Origin of the sequence: Bacteroides propionicigenes (assembly GCF_018390535.1) — a bacterium.
GTDB classification, from domain to species: domain Bacteria; phylum Bacteroidota; class Bacteroidia; order Bacteroidales; family Bacteroidaceae; genus Bacteroides; species Bacteroides propionicigenes.
The window spans coordinates 183,711-203,572 of the sequence record NZ_JAHBBW010000001.1 but is presented as its reverse complement, the minus strand read 5'-3'; the positions used below and the strand labels follow the sequence as shown (position 1 = coordinate 203,572).

The 19,862-nt window shown below is 47.3% G+C and carries 25 protein-coding genes and 1 pseudogene; 6 read left to right on the top strand and 20 right to left on the bottom strand.

Going from position 1 to position 19,862, the window contains the following annotated elements; all coding sequences use genetic code 11:
- Positions 1–43 precede the first annotated feature (43 nt).
- The 7 genes from KG118_RS00920 to KG118_RS00890 form a co-directional block, all read right to left on the bottom strand.
- Positions 44–1,450, bottom strand: a complete 1,407-nt coding sequence (locus KG118_RS00920) for an OmpA family protein (RefSeq protein ID WP_007571956.1) — start codon at positions 1,448–1,450, stop codon at positions 44–46.
- A 52-nt stretch (positions 1,451–1,502) separates the two neighbouring features.
- Positions 1,503–2,960, bottom strand: coding sequence for a MobV family relaxase (mobV, locus tag KG118_RS00915; RefSeq protein WP_007571955.1), 1,458 nt, complete (start codon positions 2,958–2,960; stop codon positions 1,503–1,505).
- A 222-nt stretch (positions 2,961–3,182) separates the two neighbouring features.
- A complete protein-coding gene (locus KG118_RS00910) occupies positions 3,183–4,025 on the bottom strand; it encodes a hypothetical protein (protein ID WP_008654966.1) in 843 nt (280 codons plus the stop codon).
- Positions 4,015–4,605, bottom strand: a complete 591-nt coding sequence (locus KG118_RS00905) for a hypothetical protein (protein WP_007571950.1) — start codon at positions 4,603–4,605, stop codon at positions 4,015–4,017. Before KG118_RS00905 ends, KG118_RS00910 begins: the two co-directional genes overlap by 11 nt.
- Entirely contained in the window at positions 4,602–5,000 is a 399-nt protein-coding gene (locus KG118_RS00900) for a hypothetical protein (RefSeq protein ID WP_171059043.1), read from the bottom strand. Before KG118_RS00900 ends, KG118_RS00905 begins: the two co-directional genes overlap by 4 nt.
- Before the next feature lie 10 nt (positions 5,001–5,010).
- Entirely contained in the window at positions 5,011–5,463 is a 453-nt protein-coding gene (locus KG118_RS00895; RefSeq protein ID WP_007571948.1) for a hypothetical protein, read from the bottom strand.
- Between the two features lie 26 nt (positions 5,464–5,489).
- The gene (locus tag KG118_RS00890; protein WP_007571947.1) at positions 5,490–6,539 is read right to left on the bottom strand and encodes a hypothetical protein; all 1,050 of its coding nucleotides are present in this window, start codon (positions 6,537–6,539) and stop codon (positions 5,490–5,492) included.
- A gap of 234 nt (positions 6,540–6,773) precedes the next feature.
- Here KG118_RS00890 and KG118_RS00885 point away from each other — a divergent pair, with 234 nt between their 5' ends.
- Both KG118_RS00885 and KG118_RS00880 read left to right on the top strand, forming a co-directional pair.
- Positions 6,774–7,421, top strand: a complete 648-nt coding sequence (locus tag KG118_RS00885) for a recombinase family protein (protein WP_007571946.1) — start codon at positions 6,774–6,776, stop codon at positions 7,419–7,421.
- A gap of 335 nt (positions 7,422–7,756) precedes the next feature.
- Positions 7,757–8,089 carry a DMT family transporter gene (locus KG118_RS00880; RefSeq protein ID WP_008654963.1) on the top strand — a complete coding sequence of 111 codons (333 nt, stop codon included), beginning with the start codon at positions 7,757–7,759 and terminating at the stop codon, positions 8,087–8,089.
- A gap of 100 nt (positions 8,090–8,189) precedes the next feature.
- Here KG118_RS00880 and KG118_RS00875 read toward each other — a convergent pair whose 3' ends face one another.
- Together KG118_RS00875 and KG118_RS00870 are read right to left on the bottom strand one after the other, a co-directional pair.
- Positions 8,190–8,426 (bottom strand): winged helix-turn-helix domain-containing protein, encoded by a 237-nt coding sequence (locus KG118_RS00875; protein WP_007571944.1) that lies wholly within the window; start codon positions 8,424–8,426, stop codon positions 8,190–8,192.
- Between the two features lie 210 nt (positions 8,427–8,636).
- On the bottom strand, positions 8,637–10,001 hold the full coding sequence (locus KG118_RS00870) for an MATE family efflux transporter (RefSeq protein WP_007571943.1): 1,365 nt from the start codon (positions 9,999–10,001) through the stop codon (positions 8,637–8,639).
- Between the two features lie 217 nt (positions 10,002–10,218).
- Here KG118_RS00870 and KG118_RS00865 point away from each other — a divergent pair, with 217 nt between their 5' ends.
- Positions 10,219–10,500, top strand: coding sequence for an HU family DNA-binding protein (locus KG118_RS00865; RefSeq protein ID WP_007571941.1), 282 nt, complete (start codon positions 10,219–10,221; stop codon positions 10,498–10,500).
- Positions 10,501–10,597: 97 nt separating this feature from the next.
- Positions 10,598–10,990: a hypothetical protein gene (locus KG118_RS00860; RefSeq protein ID WP_007571940.1), complete on the top strand. Its 393-nt coding sequence runs from the start codon at positions 10,598–10,600 to the stop codon at positions 10,988–10,990.
- Between the two features lie 59 nt (positions 10,991–11,049).
- On the opposite strand, the gene KG118_RS00855 is transcribed toward KG118_RS00860, so the two are convergent.
- From KG118_RS00855 to KG118_RS00840, 4 genes are all read right to left on the bottom strand, one after another.
- Positions 11,050–11,364: a hypothetical protein gene (locus KG118_RS00855; RefSeq protein ID WP_007571936.1), complete on the bottom strand. Its 315-nt coding sequence runs from the start codon at positions 11,362–11,364 to the stop codon at positions 11,050–11,052.
- A gap of 469 nt (positions 11,365–11,833) precedes the next feature.
- Positions 11,834–12,523 (bottom strand): DUF1281 family ferredoxin-like fold protein, encoded by a 690-nt coding sequence (locus KG118_RS00850; protein ID WP_007571930.1) that lies wholly within the window; start codon positions 12,521–12,523, stop codon positions 11,834–11,836.
- A gap of 426 nt (positions 12,524–12,949) precedes the next feature.
- Complete coding sequence (locus tag KG118_RS00845; RefSeq protein WP_007571928.1) at positions 12,950–13,477, bottom strand: hypothetical protein; 528 nt, start codon at positions 13,475–13,477, stop codon at positions 12,950–12,952.
- Between the two features lie 380 nt (positions 13,478–13,857).
- Positions 13,858–14,241, bottom strand: coding sequence for a single-stranded DNA-binding protein (locus KG118_RS00840; protein WP_007571923.1), 384 nt, complete (start codon positions 14,239–14,241; stop codon positions 13,858–13,860).
- Between the two features lie 213 nt (positions 14,242–14,454).
- On the opposite strand from KG118_RS00840, the gene KG118_RS00835 reads away from it, so the two are divergent.
- Positions 14,455–14,649, top strand: coding sequence for a hypothetical protein (locus KG118_RS00835; protein WP_080715528.1), 195 nt, complete (start codon positions 14,455–14,457; stop codon positions 14,647–14,649).
- A 349-nt stretch (positions 14,650–14,998) separates the two neighbouring features.
- Here KG118_RS00835 and KG118_RS00830 read toward each other — a convergent pair whose 3' ends face one another.
- The 7 genes from KG118_RS00830 to KG118_RS00800 form a co-directional block, all read right to left on the bottom strand.
- A complete protein-coding gene (locus KG118_RS00830) occupies positions 14,999–15,214 on the bottom strand; it encodes a thioredoxin domain-containing protein (protein WP_007571920.1) in 216 nt (71 codons plus the stop codon).
- A gap of 36 nt (positions 15,215–15,250) precedes the next feature.
- Positions 15,251–15,538, bottom strand: a complete 288-nt coding sequence (locus KG118_RS00825) for an LPD11 domain-containing protein (protein WP_007571918.1) — start codon at positions 15,536–15,538, stop codon at positions 15,251–15,253.
- Between the two features lie 472 nt (positions 15,539–16,010).
- Positions 16,011–16,268 carry a hypothetical protein gene (locus tag KG118_RS00820; protein WP_007571911.1) on the bottom strand — a complete coding sequence of 86 codons (258 nt, stop codon included), beginning with the start codon at positions 16,266–16,268 and terminating at the stop codon, positions 16,011–16,013.
- A 4-nt stretch (positions 16,269–16,272) separates the two neighbouring features.
- Positions 16,273–16,569: a hypothetical protein gene (locus KG118_RS00815; RefSeq protein WP_007571910.1), complete on the bottom strand. Its 297-nt coding sequence runs from the start codon at positions 16,567–16,569 to the stop codon at positions 16,273–16,275.
- Positions 16,570–16,581: 12 nt separating this feature from the next.
- Complete coding sequence (locus KG118_RS00810; protein WP_007571909.1) at positions 16,582–16,914, bottom strand: hypothetical protein; 333 nt, start codon at positions 16,912–16,914, stop codon at positions 16,582–16,584.
- Between the two features lie 14 nt (positions 16,915–16,928).
- The gene (locus KG118_RS00805) at positions 16,929–17,105 is read right to left on the bottom strand and encodes a hypothetical protein (RefSeq protein WP_007571908.1); all 177 of its coding nucleotides are present in this window, start codon (positions 17,103–17,105) and stop codon (positions 16,929–16,931) included.
- Positions 17,106–17,123: 18 nt separating this feature from the next.
- On the bottom strand, positions 17,124–17,420 hold the full coding sequence (locus KG118_RS00800) for a hypothetical protein (protein ID WP_007571905.1): 297 nt from the start codon (positions 17,418–17,420) through the stop codon (positions 17,124–17,126).
- Between the two features lie 760 nt (positions 17,421–18,180).
- Here KG118_RS00800 and KG118_RS00795 point away from each other — a divergent pair.
- Positions 18,181–19,635 (top strand): annotated as a pseudogene (locus KG118_RS00795) (helicase-related protein); the annotation flags it as partial.
- Between the last annotated feature and the right edge of the window lie 227 nt (positions 19,636–19,862).

The following is a 19,862-nucleotide window of genomic DNA, read 5'->3' as shown; positions in this document are numbered from 1 at the left end:
ATAAACGAAAAAAAATGTTTTTATATCGTATGAACAAAAAGTATTATTTGAGATGCAGCATAACCTTTGTATGGCGGTTGGCCTCATTGGGCGCATAATCGGAAATGCCGCCTTGGTGAGTTTTGGTTATCTTGTCGCCCGACACCCCACGTTTGATTAATTCTTCAGCGATATAATCGGCTCTTGATGCACTCAAGACATTGTTTACGGATGCTGTTCCGGTCATACTGTCAGCTGCACCAATGACGCTTACCGATAACCCGTACTTCTTCGCTACTCTTGCCAACTCGTCGAGATTAAGCGTCTGGGAGGTATCCGTGAGACGCGCCGTATTGAGTTGGAAGAAGAAATACACGGGTGAGCCGATACACTCTTTTCCGTTCTGCATACGAGCCAAATATTGCATACAGAGTGTGTCTTGACCCGCACAAAGGGGAATTGTGTCGGCAGATTGTGTACCCTTCCCATCCAAGGGAGATTTCCCGTCCCACTTCCGGTTCTTAAGTCTCGCTTGAAGCGAGTTCAGACCGCTGTAATTGTTTTTGGGATAACGGTTGCCGTCGAATGCATCGTCGTCATCAAAAAGATGGCTGTACTTGTCGAGCAATCCTTCGATTTCCAGAATCTTTTTCAGCTCAGCGAGTGTCCGTCGGTCTCTGTCATGCTGCCCTGCATAAAGACGGTTCTCTTCCGACAAAGCATTTACGCGCTCGACAAGCCACTGATCGCGGCGGATATAAGGACTTGGGTCTATGGCGCGTTTCCAACCGACCCTGCCGATATGAAAAGAAAATCCGGCGGTAAGCGATAACATGTGGTCACCAAAACGGTTCTCCTTACCATACCCGTCGAAATCTTGGAAAGTGGTTGCGCCGGAGAGTTCCACGAGGGCGCTTACCCTTTTGGAAATCCGGTACTGCCCCTGTATACCATAAGAGACTGCAAACGGGTTATGCCCGTTGGTCGCATGATGCAGCAGCCCGATACCGGCAAAGGGAGCCAGATGCCAGCGTACCTGTTCCTGACGGGAATAACTGCCGCCGAGCACATTCCATAGCAGATCCGCATGGAGGTGGTGGTATTCCTGCACGGCCAGCGTACCGTCCTTGAACTGCAAGCCGCTATAATTTATGCGTGCGCCTACCCACGGGGTGAACCACTTGCCAATGGCAAGGCTATACGAGGGTTTCAACCTCCCGAACAGGTCTTCGCAGCCAAGCGGGGTGCCGAGAAAGGCCGTCGTGCCTCCGGCGATACTGACGAACCAGTTGCCGTTTCCCCGTGCCGGGACGACCACTCCGTCAAGATATGAGGGCTGTAACGGCTGCAGCAGTTCAGTGTCATCGTAACGGAACATGCAGCGTACAGTATCCTTCTCCGTGGGTTGTACATCCGCACGGGCTTGCAGCGTACAGAACGCCGCAAAGATAAAGATGATATTCTTTGTCATAATTCCAATTTTTTAATTGTAATCTATTCAGTTTTCAGGCAATCTTTGCCATTTATCGTTTGGGCTTTTTGCCGATGGCCGGACGCATCATGCGGCTCGCCATTCTCATGCAGCGGAGCGCCCATGCCCGGTTGTCCTCGTCGTCATCGCGTCCCCATTTGAGGTCACTGCCGCCACCACCTCCGCCACGTGTTTCGGCAAATGTAGTGGCATCATCGACCATGCCGAGGAACAACAGTGTGGCGCAGTGCATGACTTCCGTGCCTTGTTCTGCCACGGAGCGCACGAGGGTGCCATCGAACAGTTGCCGTTCGGAGGGCTTCATACGTGCCGACAGTTCCCGCCACTCATCGACCATGTTTTCCAGCATGGCATCCTTGAGCAGGCTGTCCACTTTGGAATGTACATCACGGGTGTATTCGTAGGCTTCTTCCTTAAGCTGTTCCGTGCGTTCCTGAATGGCATCCATATTCTCTTTGAGGTCGGAAAGCTGTCGGTCGGCAGTCTGTAACTTCTCCTGTTTGTCTGCCAGTTTCCCTTGGATAGCGACCAGTTCTTTTTCGAGTTTCTCTTTCTCGGCGGATATGGCCAAGGCATCGTCTTTTCGGGAGTTCATGTCATTTTCGAGTGCTGCCAGTTGGGCCTCCTTTTCGGATTTCTCTCGTCGCAGGTTTTCCACCATTGAAGTGAGACCCTTTACCCTGCGCTCTGCCAGCCGTATATCCGAATGAAGATCGGAAAGCACTTTTTGGTGGCGGTCAATATTCTCCTCGATAGTTGTACACTCTTCCGAGAGCATACGGCGGTATTCTTCCGTCGTCCTGTGCCGTGCGCCGGTCTCGGCGACGCTCCGGCCTCTCGCCATTCCCCATTTCGTGTTGACCTCGGCGAAAAAGTCCGTATGGAGCTGTTTCATTCTCGCACTATATTCGAACTTGTCCTTTCCGGCGAATATCTCCTTGTACGCAAACTTCCCGTCTTTGATTGGCAGAAGCGTGCAATGCACGTGCGGATTCAACTCGTCGAGGTGTACAATGAAGGCGGCAACATTCTGCTCTCCGTATCTGCCACAAACGAATGAATAGACATCCTTTGCCCAACGTTCGATGTCGCTCTTCCTTTTGATGCTGGTATTGTCCGCACCTTTTTCAAAATCCACCTTCTGCGTACCGAATGCGAGTTCGTGCATCCGCTCCCGCGAACCTCCAAAGATGATGTTTACCACCGTGCGGTATTTCGGTTCGATCAGTCCCTCGTTGGGGTCCTTTATTCCGCGACGGCCCAATATGTCCGCCATCCGTTCCGGGATATTACGGCTCGTGTCAATAGGGCGTATCTTGCCTCCGGACGCAATCTCGAAGTTCAGATGTTTGCGAGTGGGATCGTAGTTGCCCTTACTCATGGCGTACTTCTCTGCCTCTTTGCTGCGATTGCGCAGATGTTCGTTGCCTTGGGCGGCGGTGATTCCTTTCGACACTTGAACGTCAAGAACCTGTTTTGCATTTGCCATACTGCTTCCGTGTTATTTCGGACAATCCCCCGTGTCCCCAGCTTGCTGCTTGTACGGACACCCTTCCCACCGACGAATGTCGGTCGGGGTATTAGGCTCCCCCTTCCCTTTGTTCAGTGGCAGACGGGCAAGCCCGGATGCCTGCTATAACTGGAAGGATATTTGAACCTGAACCGGGGAGAATTGCCCGTGGTTATACAATCTTTGTCTGCGAATCCCTGTTCAACTTTCTTCCTGCGCCTTCGCTAAAAGCGATAGAAAGGGTTTACGAAGCGATTCGAGGCGTTCCGTCTCTTCGTCCATACCGAAATCCGTTCCATCCGGCTTTCCGTCGATAACAAGCTCTGCAAGCTCTTTCGAGGCTTCGATGAACGCCGCCCATTCCCCACCGAGATCGGACCGGAAGAACTGCACGAGCGGTGAGCCGTCGTCGAATCTCGACTTGCGCAGAACCCGCCATAGGGCGGCATGGGCGATACACTCCAAAACGGTCTCACGCAATTGTTCTTCTGATCGGAGGGTATGCACGGATGTCGTGCCGGAATGGTTGTCCGGATAGGCCCGGCTGTCCTGTCCGGTTATCTCCGCCAAGGTCTGACGCATGATTTGTCCGCATGATTTGCCGACATCGAAAGAAGTTGCTTTGCCAATCACCCAATCGTACAATATTCCTTGTATTCTTGTGGCAAAGTCCGTTTCTTTCTGCCCACTGTCCGGCATGTCAGGCGTGCCGATTCGCAGGTGCATGGTAATGATGACGCTTTTCGCCAGCCGGATACGTTCCAACTGCCCGAATGCTTCGAGCGTGTCCAGAAACGAGCGGACGGTGGCGCGGTGCCAATGCCACTCGGATGCAAGGTCGGAAACGGTCACATGGCACTGGCAGGGACCGAGGTCGTAGTCTTGTTTCCTTAAAAACGGGGAGACGAAACCTGCCAGCGATTTATCCAACAGGTCGCAGTAGGCTTCTGTTCTTGTTTTCCGCTCGCCGACTTTTTCTTTCAGATAGTCGAACACTTCCGTGTTGGCCAGTATGGTGGCGGGTGCTTCATTTCTATTTCTCATTTTCGTTCTGTTTTTGATGATTCATATCGTGCGGATTGTATGGACTGCCATTATCCGCATTATCATGGCAGTCTTGCGTGATGATACTATGATAACTGTCGGCTAATGCTCCGGGATATTCCAGCCATTCGAGGAATTTGCGCATGTCTGTCCTTTCGGACATGACCCTTGCCGACGGGTAGAACAGGGCAGCCAAAAGAATAAAGGCGATGGTTACGGACATCGTGTACAGATGCGGCACGAAGCCGATGACCAATGCCAAGAGCGCAAACCAGACGAAACGTTTCGGCCGGTCGAGCAAACAGCGCATCCATCGGTCCGCCCGCCGGAAAGAGGCCCATGCGGCACACACAATGGTGGATGGCACAACACCGAACTCGCCGGGGTGTCCGCTCGTATAGACATAATGGAAGAGGAGCAATACGATAAGCAGCACATGGGTGTACAACCTGCGGGCCTTTTCGCTCCATATCATTTTATCGTAGAATTTTGCCATGAAGTAACGTCTGCTCCTGTACAACAGTGCCGGAAGGACGACAGGCATTGCAAGAAACACAAACTGTAATATAATCCAAGTCATAACAGGTAATAGGGTTTTGAAGGTATGTGAACGGGCCGTACCACGAGTTCCAAGCGGACAATCCCGTGGGTGGCCAAGCGGATAATGTTCTCGGTGTCTTCAGCTGTCAGGGACGATGCGCCTTTCTTCATCCGGGACTTGAATATGCCGTTCTGCTTGCGGTATGTAGCCAGTGCCGCGTCCAGATCATGCTCCGGAATCGTCCACGTCATGCCCCGGTCGTATGTGCCATGCGGTTTGCAAGCACGCAGTACCAGCGTGCGGGAAACCAGGAAATCGGTCCGGTTGTTCCTCGGAATGACGTGCTCCTTGTAGAGGTTGTCATCGGCCACCTCTATCCATGTGCGGTATGTGTCGATGCAGAAAATCATCTGGCGATATATCGTGTTTCGCATAGGAACTGTTTTACATGAAATCCAACAGCACGTCTTCCAGCTCCTTCTTGTACTTGAAGCTGCCGTTTCCGGTGTGGAGTTTCAAGTCGAGAGACAGGTCGCCGTACATCAGTTCCAACGAATCGTAAACGGTCGCGATGACGCGGTTTACCTTACCGTCCGCGTCTGTCCGGGCGTTCATCTTGAACATTTGTCCGAAAGCGGGATTGGAGTAGGCACAGGTGCTATGACCGGATTTTTCCAATCCGACCGGCACATGGTGGTAGAGCGTGATCAGCTCCATGTCGTCCTCGAATATGTCCATGACCTCCTCCAAATCATAGGGGTCCCGCAACGGGAACGTGAGCAGAACGTAGTCGCCGTAAAACTGCGGCTCCTCCATTGTCGCCACATTGAGAAGCTGCGGCATTTGCAGGGGTACGAACGACATGAAGTCATCCAGAAAGTGTCGTAACATAATCATATATCGTTTATTTTATGAATAGGCTTTTACAAAGAGGCGATGAATATCTCCATGAGCATACCGGGCAGCTCGTCCAACCGGTTGTTCTCTGACGACAGGATTTTACGCAGTGTCTCGAAAGCGCCGGGTGTTTCGGTCGCAATCCGGTCGAGGGCTTTCTTATCCTCTGGGGAAAGAAGCGTCATACAGAGGCCGTCCAAGGAAGCGTAGGGCTGGAGTATCATCCAGATGTAGGCGTGCGCCTGTTCGGGTGTCGCGATTTCGCCCCGATGTATGTCGTCGAGACAGGTACGCACGTTCTGTATCAGTCGGCGGTCGGCACGCAGGGCCATGTATATCAGGGCCTCCTTGTAGGTAATCTCTTTGCGTCCGGCAGCGAGAAACACCTCGGAACAGCACTTCTCCGTGTCGCGGGTAATGTCGGCCATGTTTGCACTGCCGGAATCGTGCAGACCGGACAGAAAAGCGCGAAAAACGGCGTCTTCTTTCTCGATGAATCTCTTGAGGTCACGACTGTCGTGTATGCCGTTGTTCAGGGTTCCGGCAAGCAACTTACGATATGCCGACAGCGTTTGCTCCTTGTTGCCACGGTAGGCAGGCCGTTTATCCAGCGCTGCGAAAAACGGGCGGATCTCCTCGGCGGAACGGTGTAGTTCCACGTCTCCGGCATAGGGAGAGAACCGCTCTTTTAAGCTCAACACTTCCTTGTAGGTGCGCGGTTTCGACAGGGCCAACCGGGAAAGTTCCGAGCAAATGGAGTCGTGTAACAGACGACATTCTTCCCGTGTGCCGGAATGGGCCTGACGGGCCGTGTCCTGCCGAATGGCTGCAGCCACGGAATCTTTCAAGGTTTGCCATTCCCCGATACATACAGTCAGCTCTTCAAAGGAAAGTTCTTGGGACTTGCGTATCTCGGAGAGGTACTCTCTGTACAGACCGGCAGGCGTGTCTTGGGGTTCCGCCAGTGATTTGCCGTTCGGACTGTCGCATGACGGGAATGTGAAAACGGCAATCGAAGCGGCAGAAAGTCCAGCAATGGGAAGTATGATTTTTAAGTATGATTTTCTACTATTCATTGTTCAATTTTGAATTTTACAGCGCAAATCTAAGTATTATTTTCAAGATGGCAAGTGTTGAAATTTGTTTTATAAGCTATTTTTAACATTACACTTAATAGTTTGATTTTCAATGAAAACAAGTGAAAAAAACGGGAGATTTAAGTGCTTTATTCGATTTTCCGTTCAAAGTATGGTTTAGTTTAAAATAAAACTGTTATATTTGTACTTGTTATCATAGAAGTGTACAATGAGATGGCAAAAGTAGGTTACATATTTAAGGCGGATCGTTACGACGGGTTCGAGGCTGACAAAGAATGGATGCAGAAGTACGGCTGTGTACAAGTGATAGAGGAACCGGTCGAAAGCGAGGCGCTACGGCCTAAATGGAAACAGCTTGTGGCGAGCCTCGAAAGGGGTGACGAGGTAGTGGTGGCCAAATTCAGCAATGCCCTCCGAGGGTCGCGCGAACTGTCGGCTTTCATTGAGTTGTGCCGTATCAAGGTGGTACGCATCATATCCATCCATGACCGGATCGACTCACGGGGTAAACTGTTTCCCGAAACGACGGTTGCCGATGTGCTGGAGATGTTCGGGGCGCTTCCCGAAGAGGTGGCGATACTGCGATATTCGTCCGCACGTGTCTTGAACCTGCAACAGAACGCGAAGATTCCGAAGAAAACGATGAAGGCTATGGATAAGGCCGACAAGGAAAATACTATTGTTGACATGTATGTCAACGGCCATTCATTCGAGGACATCATGGCGGTAAGCGGGTACAGCAGTCGGAGTTCGGTATTCAGCGTGCTCCACAGGCATGGGGTAAAACTCAACAGGGGGAAATTCAGCGGCCCCTTGGGAACCCGGAAAAAGAAAAAGGACGACAGTCCGGCGGAAGAATAACCCGTAAAACGAAAAGGGCGGCGGCAACTACCGCTTATAAACGGTTTAACTGTCGGAAAACAAGATTGAAAGGGATTCGCACTCTTGGTAACAAACAGCAGATGTTTAATTTATTAATACAGGTTAAATAAAAACGTAGTATGGAAGTAATATTGATAATCGTTGTGTTCTGGGTAGTGGGTAAACTTCTGAAAGCGGTGTTCGGCGGTTTTAGCAAGAGCGACTACCGGCGTGACCAGTAACACGTATGAGGCAACGGCGGCATTGTCTTGCCGGTTCTTTCGTGTCAGGAGTCGGAATATGATTCGTATAAATCAAAAGATGAATGTAGATAAATGAAAACTTACCTTATCTTGTTTTTGGCTATCGTTTTTGAAACTGTAGCCACTTCTTTCTTGAAACAGAGCGAACAGTTTACCAAACTCGTTCCGTCCGTATTGACCGTTCTGGGGTACGCGGCGGCTTTCTATTGCTTGAGTGTCGTACTGAAGAGCATTCCGGTAGGCATAGCTTACGCCATTTGGTCGGGAGTGGGTATCATTCTTATCGCGCTTATCGGCTTTTTCGTTTTCAAACAGCACCTCGACCTGGCTGCCATCATCGGGCTGGTCCTGATTATTGCCGGAGTGGTCGTCATCAATGTCTTCTCCAACTCGGTCTCTCATTGATGGAAGTGTCCCGTCATTGTGTTCTATACCAAACGAAAAGAAAGAAATCATGTTTTTCATCAGCATGGTTTCTTTCTTTTTTCAGCATTATAGGAAGGAGTCAAATATATACATTCAACATAAGATACAAGTATGCCTTTTCGTCCTTACTGTTATGATGTTCAAGTTCGAATTGTACCTTATCTTCACGGGCCAACCAGCCAATAGCACTACCCAACTCGGCATCATCCATCCCTGTAATTTTCTTTATCTCTGAAAATTCCCATTTACGGAGATGGTCACTATTCAATAAACGCCAAACTTTACCAGCGTTCTCGCCAATGATGTATTTATCCATAAATTATAATATATTTATTGTTATATGTATATAATATGCTATGCAAATGTACAGTTTTGATAACGAATTATTGCTTACGACCCATTAATGTTTATTAATACATCATGCATTTGGCGGAATTTTTATTCCGGATAACTGCTCAGAATGCCGCTACCAATCTTTAAACTTTTTTGATAGCGGCATTTTACATGGAACCTAAATCCGAAAAAATTACCTGCAAATTATGGCACGTTGCCGGGAATATATCCAAAATGTAACGACAATCACTAAAGTCGTCAGAATTTCAGACAACGGTAAGGCGAGCCAAATTCCTTTTACTCCCATTATGGCAGGTAATGCCATGAAGCACGGAACCAGAAAAACAAGTCCGCGCAAGACAGCAAATGTGATGGCCGGCTTTACTTGTTCCATGCTCTGATAATATCCGATAATGGAGAGGTTCAAAATAAAGAAGATGAACCCCGTGCCATAATAAGGGAATCCTTCTATCGCTATGCGTGCGGCAGTATTGTCAATGCGCAAGAATAGTCCGACAAGCAATTCAGGAAACAGGATAAAGGCGGCAGTAGAAATGACTCCGCAAACTAATGCCGCAAACACGGAAACGCGTAAGGCGGAACGAACTCTTTCCGTGCTTCCTGTGCCGAAATTGTAACTGATAATAGGCTGGGCAGATTGGGCAATGGCGTTACCTATCATGAAGACGAACGGGAGATAATAACAGCTTACTCCGAAAGCACCTACTCCGTCATCTCCCAAATGGCGCATGAATACCTGGTTGCCGATGAACAGCAATATCGCCATTGTCAATTCGCCTAACAAGGCGGATGATCCTATCTTACACTGCATTCCTATATCATGGAAGAAGAATAAAATCTTTTTTCTACCCGGACGAAGAGAATGCAAACGAGTGTCACGGGCATAGAACAACAAGTAACCCATCGCCACCGCTGCCCCGGCCAAACAACTCAGGGAGGTAGCAAATGCCGCCCCCATCACTCCCCAGCCCAGCGGGAAGATGAACAGCCAGTCGAGAACGACATTCACCGCTGCGGCTATGATGCTGCACCACATGGCGAGTTTCGGAGCGCCGTCCAGGCGCATGGCAAACAAGGCGACGGCAATCCACAACTCGAACAGCAGAGACGGGGAAAACCAGACCAGATAATCGACAACCAGCGGCAGCAAATGCTCCGACGAGCCAAGCATACGGGCGGTTTCTTCGGGAAACGCCAGAATGAATCCTCCGACGGTTACGGATATGAGCGTCACGAAAAGCATGGCTTGGGTGATGGTCGCACGTGCCAAAACGGTTTTTCCTTTCGACAAGTAAATGGAAGCGATTACGGAACAACCTGCCCCCATCATCAGTCCAACACCCATGAGTGACATCAGTAGAGGGACGCAGATATTTACAGCTGCAATCCCGTCGCTGCCCACGCCGTGTCCCACGAAAATCCCGTCGATAGTCGTTACCGCCGACATACTCAACATTCCCAACAGAGTGGGGAAAAACAGTTTCTTAAACAGAACGGAAACTCTCTCATTCCCAAAATCAATCACTTTTTCTTTCATACGTCTTTGTATTTTATATTATATGGTTTACTTCCGGCAGAAAACGACGGAAGCCGGATAAGACGATGGTTTTACCCAGTCATCTTATCCGGCTTCCATAGCCCTCCGATGAGGATTATAAAATGTCCTTTGCGTTATTTCGCCGCAAAGGTGGGCCAAAGATTTGACTTATCCAAAAAAAGTTGCATTTTTGTACATTGCTATTTAATTCTTATATATGACAAAAGCAGAAATTGTTAGCCGGATTGCACAGCAGACCGGAATAGAGAAAGAGGTCGTAATGACCGTGGTCGAGGCATTCATGGAGAATGTAAAAGATGCGATGATTGCCGGGAACGAAGTGTTCCTGCGGGGTTTCGGTAGCTTCATTATCAAGCAAAGGGCAGAGAAGGTGGCCCGTAACATATCAAAGAACACAACTATTGTGATTCCGGCTCATTCCATCCCCGCCTTCAAACCGGCAAAAGTATTCCTGAATGCCGTAAAAGAGGGAAAATAAAGGACGTGTAAAAGTTTCATTTTATTTTGTAGATTTGTATCTATTAGCGATTTAAGAGGGATTAAGTTTTTAGTCTAAAAGATAATACAGAATTGTTATGATTAAAGAATTGAGAGTTGGCAATTACGTTGCTTATAAAGGTAAACCATCTTTGGTTTGTGCATTGGATTATGATCCTAAGTTGAGAAAAGAGAATATATCCGTTGTTTATAAATGGGGAGAACCTCCGTATAAAACAAATGGAGACATTCAGCCAATATTACTTACTGAAAAATTGGTTTTGCAATGCGGTTTTAATCAGCTTGACGATTATACATTTGACAATGATGAAATGGAGATTACACAAGACTGGGATGATCAAACTGTATATTACATTACCACTCATGCTAATGAATATACGGTAAGCGGACACCGCATAGAATACTTACACCAGCTCCAGAATGCGTATTTTTGTTTATCTGGTGGAAAAGAATTAGAAGTTAACCTATAAAGAAAAGAGGCTTTTAGAACTGCCTCTTTTTCTTTATATCATGCGAGGGTATTATATATTTAATCCGTCACCTCCCAGTAATAGCTTAACTCGTTCCCTTTCAGATTCTCTTTGGCGTATTGGTCGGCTTGTTCCCAAAGAGTATTGTAAAGTACCGCCATATCCGGTCTGTTTTCATAGTATTGCCATATCTTATGGTTAAGTACCAATGTCAGTTCCGTCAAGAACTTATAGTCCCCTTTCCACTCCCTGAAAGCCCGGTTGAAAGTGTCCAAAACAGCCGCCAACCCAAATCTGTCCGCTATTGAGAAGTCTTCCCAAAAGGTTGTTTGTAACTCATAACCGTTCTCTTGCATAAATTCTTTAAATGTCATACGCTCTAAATTTTAAGTTTGAACTATTTTTTGTTTTTCCCTTTGGTACAATCCTGTACCGAAAGGTTGATTATTTTTCTGCCTATAGGATTGACGGTCGGTCCAGGCAAGAAGGCTGCGAAAAATACACTCTCCAACAAAGTCGGGGAGGAAGATTTTTCGACAGCAAGCGTAAGCGGTTCTTGACAGGACAGACAAGCGGCAATCGAACTTTGCAGAAAAAATAAGCGGGCTTTCGGCATGGAGTGTTGGGAAACGGCTGTAAGGAGGATAAAACGGGGGAAGCTAAAATGTTATAAAAGGATTACTTTCCGGCTGGATAGTCACGGTACAAAGGGGAACGGACCGCGTTTCGATAAAAGGGAAAGAGCCATGAAGATATAAAGGGGGAATTCCGGCAAAAGGATTCAGGACACATCCATTGTCAATGTATCCCGAACCTGCACCGGTCATTATCTGTACCGAATGTTTAGGAAACCCATTTGTAACCTTCGTCCGTCAGTTCAAAATATTCGTCCATTCCCGGTTTCACAAAAAACATGATTTCAAAGGCTTCGTTGCTTCTACCTTCGGGTATCGTCATGTTGATTTCTCCATTGCGGGCTGTTCCTCTTCCCGTATTGAAACCTAAGTCTTCGTCCGCATAGGCGTAATGGAATTCCACATCCGGAAATATCTCGGAAAGTTTTTGGATAAGCAGTGGCACTCCATTCCATGCCGTATCGAACCAAAGTATGTTCGGCTCTTCAAAGTCTTGGTGATAGGCATTCCATTTTGTACCCCATGTGGCGGTAGACCACTCGTACCAAGTGGGATAACCGTACTTTTTCCGATTTTCCAAATACGATGCTCCAAGTTGCAGCGCTTCTTTTCTGTCCTTTTCCGCCAATCCTTCTATCCATTGAATGGTTCTCAAAGCATCATCGTCCAATAAAAAATAGAATGGCTTCAACTGCATTGCTTCAAGGTATTTCATACCCAAATCTCCACTGCTGCTTTTTTCTATCAACAGTTCTTCAGGCATAGGAATGATGTTGTTGAAGTCGATGTAACAAGGCGTATTGTCATCATCGGTTTTACCTTTTAAGAAATTCATTACTTTTTGTACTGTTTCCCGGTCTGCGTTTATTTCTAAACGGTTTGTCACATGATTAGGCATAATCTTAGTTTTTTGAAATTGTTAATACTTATTTTCCCTTTTGTCGGTTCTTTCTTCCTGAACCGCTTTGGGGTTTTACGGATGCGGTACACGGCTGTCGGGAAAACTTCATACGGTGGCTTTCCTTGGAAAATTACTCTTACCCCGGTAAGGAAGAATTTTGCAAGAAATGCACTTCAAGCCACCGGATCAAGTGCGACGGCCTACCTTTGCATCTGGTAAAACCAAACCGGTGATGGAAAGAAGAAAAGACGGGAGATATACGAAAGACCGGGGTCGGTATAAAAGGCGGATATTGCTCCGTGAGTAGTGATAAAAAGGAATGGAGCTGATTATAAAAGGAGACGGTTCTGTGTTTCGCCCATTCGATAAAGGATACCGCAACCATCTCTGGCGGATGCGTTGCGGTATTTTGTGGACAGCATTTTATGCGGCCTTGTCCGGCTTGCGCTGCCTTGTTTTCCAGCCGTACACGGCGGCTACATACGGATAGAGGGAACGTGTTCTCCGGCGGAAACCTTCTTCGTCGATTTCACGGTTGTAAATCTTATCGGCGATACGCTCCGCTTCATCACGGTCTTTGGCGATACGATACAAGGTGTAGTTCGTACCGTCATGATGGCCCATCCGTCCGCGAATGTTATAGCCGTCGCCGTACCATTCTGCATCGTCGCACTGGGATTTCAAAATATCGGCAATGGTGCTGCCCAATATTTGATAGCCTTGTCTCCGGCCGTTCCATAATCCCAAGTTGCCGAACACGACAATAATGCCGTCCACTTCTTTATTCAGGTTGCTCCGTTCGTCGTCCAGCCAGCGATATACTTCTTCTGCCCATTCTTCATCGCTGACCTCGTAACAGTCATCGTCCAATATTTCCCGTTGTGAATTTTGATAGTATTCTTTTGCCGTTTCGTCCAACAGGTCATAGCTTGACCAAATCATCTGTTTCATACGTCTTGAATTTTAAGTTTGACTTTTGTTTTTTTATCCCTGCCTTCGGAGGGTTTCCCTCGTCCGGCGGGATTTGATTTTACGTGCGGACCACAAGGCGGACAGAAGGGAAACAAGGCAAGGAGGAAGCGGATAGTCCTATGGACGATTTCATTTGTGTTGAACAAGTATTGACGAGCTTGCGAGTTGATGGTTGTTAACCTCAAATGAAGCCGCGCCTTGCCGGTTCCCGACCGCCTTAACTTTGCACGGGAAAATCAATGGACGACGGCGGACTCTTCGTGTGGAGTATGAAGGAGTATAAAAGTATAGACGTTCCGGAACGGTAACGAGCAAAACAAAAGCGGCCTTCGGGCCGCTTTGTCTCAAAAAGGCAGGAATTACTTCTTGCCCTTCTTCGGTTTCTTTGCCGGTTCCGCAGGAACTTCCTCCTCTTTATCGACAGCCGGATAAAATTTGACTGCAACCGTCACGATGCGGTTGTGCAGCACGCCGTCTTTGTCGGTCCATTCTTCGGGTTTAAAATAGCCCTCCACGGTAAGCAGCGTGCCCTTGGTGAGCTGGTCGAACGACCCGGTATTCTCGTTCTTGCGCCACGCTTCAATGTTCATGAAAGCGGATATACGCTTGGTATCTTCGCCGTTCTTCTCCTGACGGGCCACTGCCAGCGGGAAACGTGCGACACTTGTGGTGGTGAACTGACGGACTTCGGCATCTTTTGCCACGAATCCGGTTACTGCGAAATTGTTCTCGATCTTTTTCATTGCGATTGCTTTTTGAAGTTAATAAATCAGTTTTACGGTGCATAAAAGTAGGTGCAGTAAAGGGCTGCACCAAGGATAGCGCATAAATACTCTTTATTTTGGAGGCGAAGCCCCAAACCGCAAGCCCGATAAAGGAAGATTTGTGCGATACGCCATTGGTCAAGACCATCGGGTCGCGCCCGTCTGCATACTAACTTTGCAACGAAAAACGATATGGCGACTTCAAATAGAAAGCGGTCGCGAAAAAGTCGAGGCGAAACAATCCGCAGCGGACTCGGAAACATGAAAGACCTGTCCGTCCACCGACACAAGACCGCTCCCGTTCCGGCAGGTGGGCGGGAAGAACATCAGGCGAGAAAGTGTATCGGCTGTTTGGGGTTGAAGCGGCAAGAACGATATACCGTTTAACAACCATATACGCTGCATCGTGGAAAATACTATCGGACGAAGATCCGGCAAAAGGCGTGTGCGACGTATCGATATCGCTGTCTCTATCCGGCAAGAGAAATGAGGGAAAGAAGAGGTAAAGGAAAAATGGCCGAAGTCTGCCTTGAAACAAAGCGGAGAAGCCGCCTTTGCATGAGTGGCCGTTCGATATAAAAGGATATGGCGCAGCCGAAATGTATAAAGGGGTATTTCCGAAGGAAACGGTATGAGTGTCTGTTCGGAAATAAAAGAGGGTATCGCACCCGCGTATCTGTTTTAGATTTTAGCCGGTGTAACCGGGCTGAAACTGGTACTCCAGCCCGTACTACATTTACCTTTTTTCTGTTTTGGTCTGTAATTCTACCGGCTCGTCATCCCATGTCAGTTCTTTGCCGAGAAGTTTGTAAACAGTCCCTTTGGGGAGTTCTATCTCGATTGGTACATTGTACACTTCTTCCAAATACTCCCAATGCCCACACCGGCCCCGAACGGGCTTTTCGGGCATAATCCATTCTGTTCCGTCTTTATTTACTGCCAACCATGCCATAATATCACATTTTTAGTCTGTTCCTTAGTAGTAATTTTATTCTTCTTGAGCTATCATTCTCTTACTGTATTCCAAAATTTTATCCATCGTAAGCCACTCCGGTTTTTCTCCCTCCTTGAAGCTATCATGCAGTTTTATCATAAACTCAATTTGCAATTTTTCGTCGCCAGCCCATAAGGTTTTGGGGTGTCTGTTACCGTAATTGAGGTAATACTCGCAGTCTGACCGTAAGCGGTCTAACAGTTGGTATCTGAAAACCGAATCCCTGTGTATTACTTCGTCTACCGTTACTCTTCCATTTGAATTTGTTACATCGTTTGTCATAACCTATAAAATTTTGAGTTTTCTTTTTCCCTCTTGTAGCACCTGCTACTTTCGGGCCTGATTTAATTATGTCGCCTCGAAAGGTGTCATAGCTCTTTATGCAAGGTTTCACGATTAAATACTACCCGTGCGAAGCGGAGGGTGGAGATTTTGTCGTGAACCGTCAGGCTTTGACCTTGCATACAAGAACGGCATGACAAGTACCTTTGCGACACAATTTATATCAGGCAGCCCGAAAGCGATGTGCGAACACAGGGAAGAGAAGGTCTCGTGTAAAAGGTTGATGGGCGATAAAAAGGGTTTGCAGCGAAAAGAGAAATATAAACGGGTATTCCGGGGCAGTATAAAAATTGATCGTGAGGATAAAAGGGGGATTGTGCCAGCATGTCTATTGCGAGAAAGAGGAACGGGCTGAAGCTGGTAGTTCCGGTTCAGCCCGCAAAGCGCATTGGAGGTCTTTTGCCTGTTCCTGTCAGAAATGGGCTACCATAATCCGATGTTTGAAAATCCTGTTTTTATCGCTCGGTCGCCGTTGCTTTATCCAGATATGGTGTGCTCCGTATCCGAATATGAAATAGTCGTCGAGCGTGGTTTCGTTCTTCAAGCGTTCCATACTTGCCCGAAGTTCGGTTTCGTCAGTTGCAAAAAGAATCGTGTTCATGATTCGGAAATAGATTTCTTCCGCTTCATCGCTATAGCGGCAAAAGACGTGTTCGATTGTTACGTTCATGGTTCTATTGGTTTGATTGAGGTGTTTCGGGTACATTAGTCATTATTGATTCTCCGTCTTGATTGAAAATTTCTATTGTCGGGTTGCCGTCGTTTTCTTCGGGGAGCATAGATTCCGATGTATCGGTCAATGCTTGCCACTCTTCATAGCAAAGACGGTTGTCAATGATGTTCGACACGTCCTCACAGTTCCATGAGCGGACGATTGCCTCGGCTTCTTCATAACTGTCCGCTTTCACACTGAAATAATCCCGTTCCCAACTTGTAACCTTACGGTCTTGATAAAATTTGTATTCTCCCATATCCTTGTTGTTTTAACCGCTTACTTCTACAATATCCTCTATTCTGCCGTACAGTATCGAGCGTAACGCTGTTTTGTCAATCGCATAATACTCGTGAATACTTCCGTGCTGTTTGACGAAATACCGTTTGAGGATGTCGGAAAAGTCAAAGTGATAACCGCTCAAGGCAATTCCACGTTTGAAATAGATACTTTCCCATACGTTACGGGTAATCCAGTTCTTTTCTTCCCGGTTTAACTTGCCTCCGTTGTTCAGGTGTACCCGCAATTTGTAAACCTTGCTGTCCTGCAATGTCGCCAGTTCGGGAATGTCCCATTTGACGAATTTTGTTGCTATCTGTGTCATACGTTTGCTATCGTTTAATCATGGATAATCACTTCATCACGGTATTCTGAAATTTCCTTGCCGCTTTCAAGGCGGACAACTATGGTATTGCCATAGTCGCCCACGATTGTGCCTTCCATGTAACCTTTATATGGATTGAGCAACGTGCAGGACAAACCGATAATATCGCTATCTTCTTCGTATTCGTACATAGTGAATTGTGTTTAGGTTTAGGATAACTTAATGTTCCATTTACCTTGCGAGAATATCCGAAAGCTCACGTATTCGTCCTCTAACTCGTATGTCAGTATGCGGATATAGATTTTGTCTTTGGCTGCCAATAAGGCTATTAATTCGTTGATTGCTTTTTCCGGGTATTCCCAGCGGGAATCAAATTCGGCATCTACCGTGTCGCCATACCGGTTGACAAAGCCGTTGAAATTATCGTCCAGAAATGCCTCTATCTTATTGAGGTCTTGTTTGTTTTCCGTACTTGCGTGGAAAATGTTTGTTGCGTAGTTTGCCATAACTTTGAATTTTAAGTTTTCTTTTTTCCCTCTTGTAGCATCCAGCTACTTTCGGGCTTGATTTAATTATGTCGCTTCAAAAGGTGTCATGGCTCTTTATGCAAGGTTTCACGATTAAATACTACCCGTGCGGAACGGAGGGTGGAGATTTTGTCGTGAACCGTTAGGCTTTGACCTTGCATACAAGAAAGACATGACAAGTACCTTTGCGACACAATTCATATCAGGCAGCCCGAAAGCGGATGTGCGAACACAGGGAAGAGAAGATCTCGTGTAAAAGGTTGATGGTTTATAAAAAGGGGGTTGCAGCGAAAAGAAAAATATGACGTGGAATGTTTTTTTCTTTTGGCTGTACAATGGGACCGGAGTGTTTTACGAAGTTCGGGAAAAGGTTTAGTTTAGTCCATTAGCCTATATATATGCTAAATCAAAGTAAACTATATTTAGGCAGCCAAATTTGCCTGCCTATAAGTTTTTCCTTATCTTTGTATGAACTAAAGAATACTTGCTTTTTTCTTTTGGCTGCAGTGGTTCTTGGAAGCTCACATGCAACCATCGGACGAAAAAAATCTGGTGGGAAGCTGTTCAAGAAGTCCCGATTATAAGCAAGTGCAAAGAAAGAAACAGAGTGAAAACAAAAAATTGGGAAATACCTTTAATTAACGATTTTGTTTCTTGTTTGTTCCTTAATTAAAATCGTGAAATTTTCAACAATCTGATTTTCAAATCATTATATAAACTATTTTTGAGAGATTGAATTTATTATCAAAAATACGACGCGCAAAAGGGAACGCAGTTCGTTTTCTCGGACTTGGGGACATATCAGCCGGGCGATGGGTGGAACGTCTATTCGGAAATCAAGCGCAAGCTGACGGAGGACTACGGCATACCGCCAAGCGAGGTGCGCTTCATTCAGGAGTGCAAGACCGACAAGGCGCGGAAGGCGGTGATAGACGCCATGAATGCCGGAACGGTGCGTGTGCTGTTCGGCTCCACCTCCATGCTCGGAACGGGTGTGAATGCGCAGAAAAGGTGTGTGGCAATCCATCATTTGGACACACCGTGGCGGCCATCCGACCTGCAACAGCGTGACGGACGCGGAGTTAGGGCAGGAAATGAGATTGCCAAGCATTTCGCCGGGAACAACGTGGATGTAATCATCTACGCGGTGGAGAAGTCACTGGACAGCTACAAGTTCAACCTCCTGCACTGCAAGCAAACTTTCATCTCGCAGCTCAAAAGCGGTGCTATGGGGGCGCGTACCATCGACGAGGGGGCAATGGACGAGAAATCGGGCATGAACTTCTCGGAGTACATGGCGTTGTTATCCGGCAACACCGACCTTTTGGATAAGGCGAAACTGGAGAAGCGGATCGCATCGCTCGAAGGGGAACGCAAGTCGTTCAACAAGGGCAAGCGTGATTCGGAGTTCAAGCTGGAGTCAAAGACCGGCGAGTTGCGCAACAACACGGCTTTCATAGATGCCATGACGGAGGACTGGAACCGCTTCCTGTCGGTGGTGCAGACCGACAAGGAGGGCAACCGCCTTAATATAATTAAGGTGGACGGTGTGGATTCCGCCGATGAGAAGGTTATCGGAAAGCGTTTGCAGGAGATAGCGAAAAACGCCACTACGGGCGGGCTTTACACGCAGGTCGGAGAGCTTTACGGTTTTCCGATAAAGGTGGTGAGCGAAAGGATACTCAAAGAGGGATTGGAGTTTACCGACAACCGTTTCGTGATAGAGGGAAACTACAAGTACACCTACAACAACGGGCATCTGGCGCTGGCTGACCCGTTGGCTGCCGCCCGCAATTTCCTCAACGCGATTGAGAGGATACCCTCAATCATCGACCAGTATAAGGCGAAGAACGAGGTACTGAAAAGGGAGATACCGCAGTTGCAGGAGATAGCTGGCAAGGTGTGGAAGAAGGAGGACGAGTTGAAGCAGTTGAAGTCCGAACTTGCCGCCCTTGACCGCAAGATACAGCTGGAGCTTGCGCCGCCCACGCCCGAAGTCGCCGAAAAGGAGAACGAGGGGCAACAGGTCAAACCGGAAGCGGAAGATGTGCGGAACAGGCAGGTGCAATATCCCGAAAATGCACCGCCGCAGATACGCAGTCCGGCGGATAGTATCGTTGCCAACCATGTCATAATCGGGCGTCCAGGACTGTATGCCAAGGAGGAAACCCGGTCCAAAGGATTGAAAATATAACCTTAGGAATTTTATCTGAAGTATTAATAAGGGCTATCCCAAAAGGTCTAAAAGTAAATTTTATCCTTTCTGCAAGTATCTGTAGGATGGCAACTGCATTTTTTTCTTTTTGGGCAGCCCTTATTAAAATTTATTCTTATTTTAGGTTATATACATTCATGTTCATTTATGTAAAAAATCCTGCTGACCTTGTTTATGTCTTGTCAGTCACCATTTGCAAAACCATA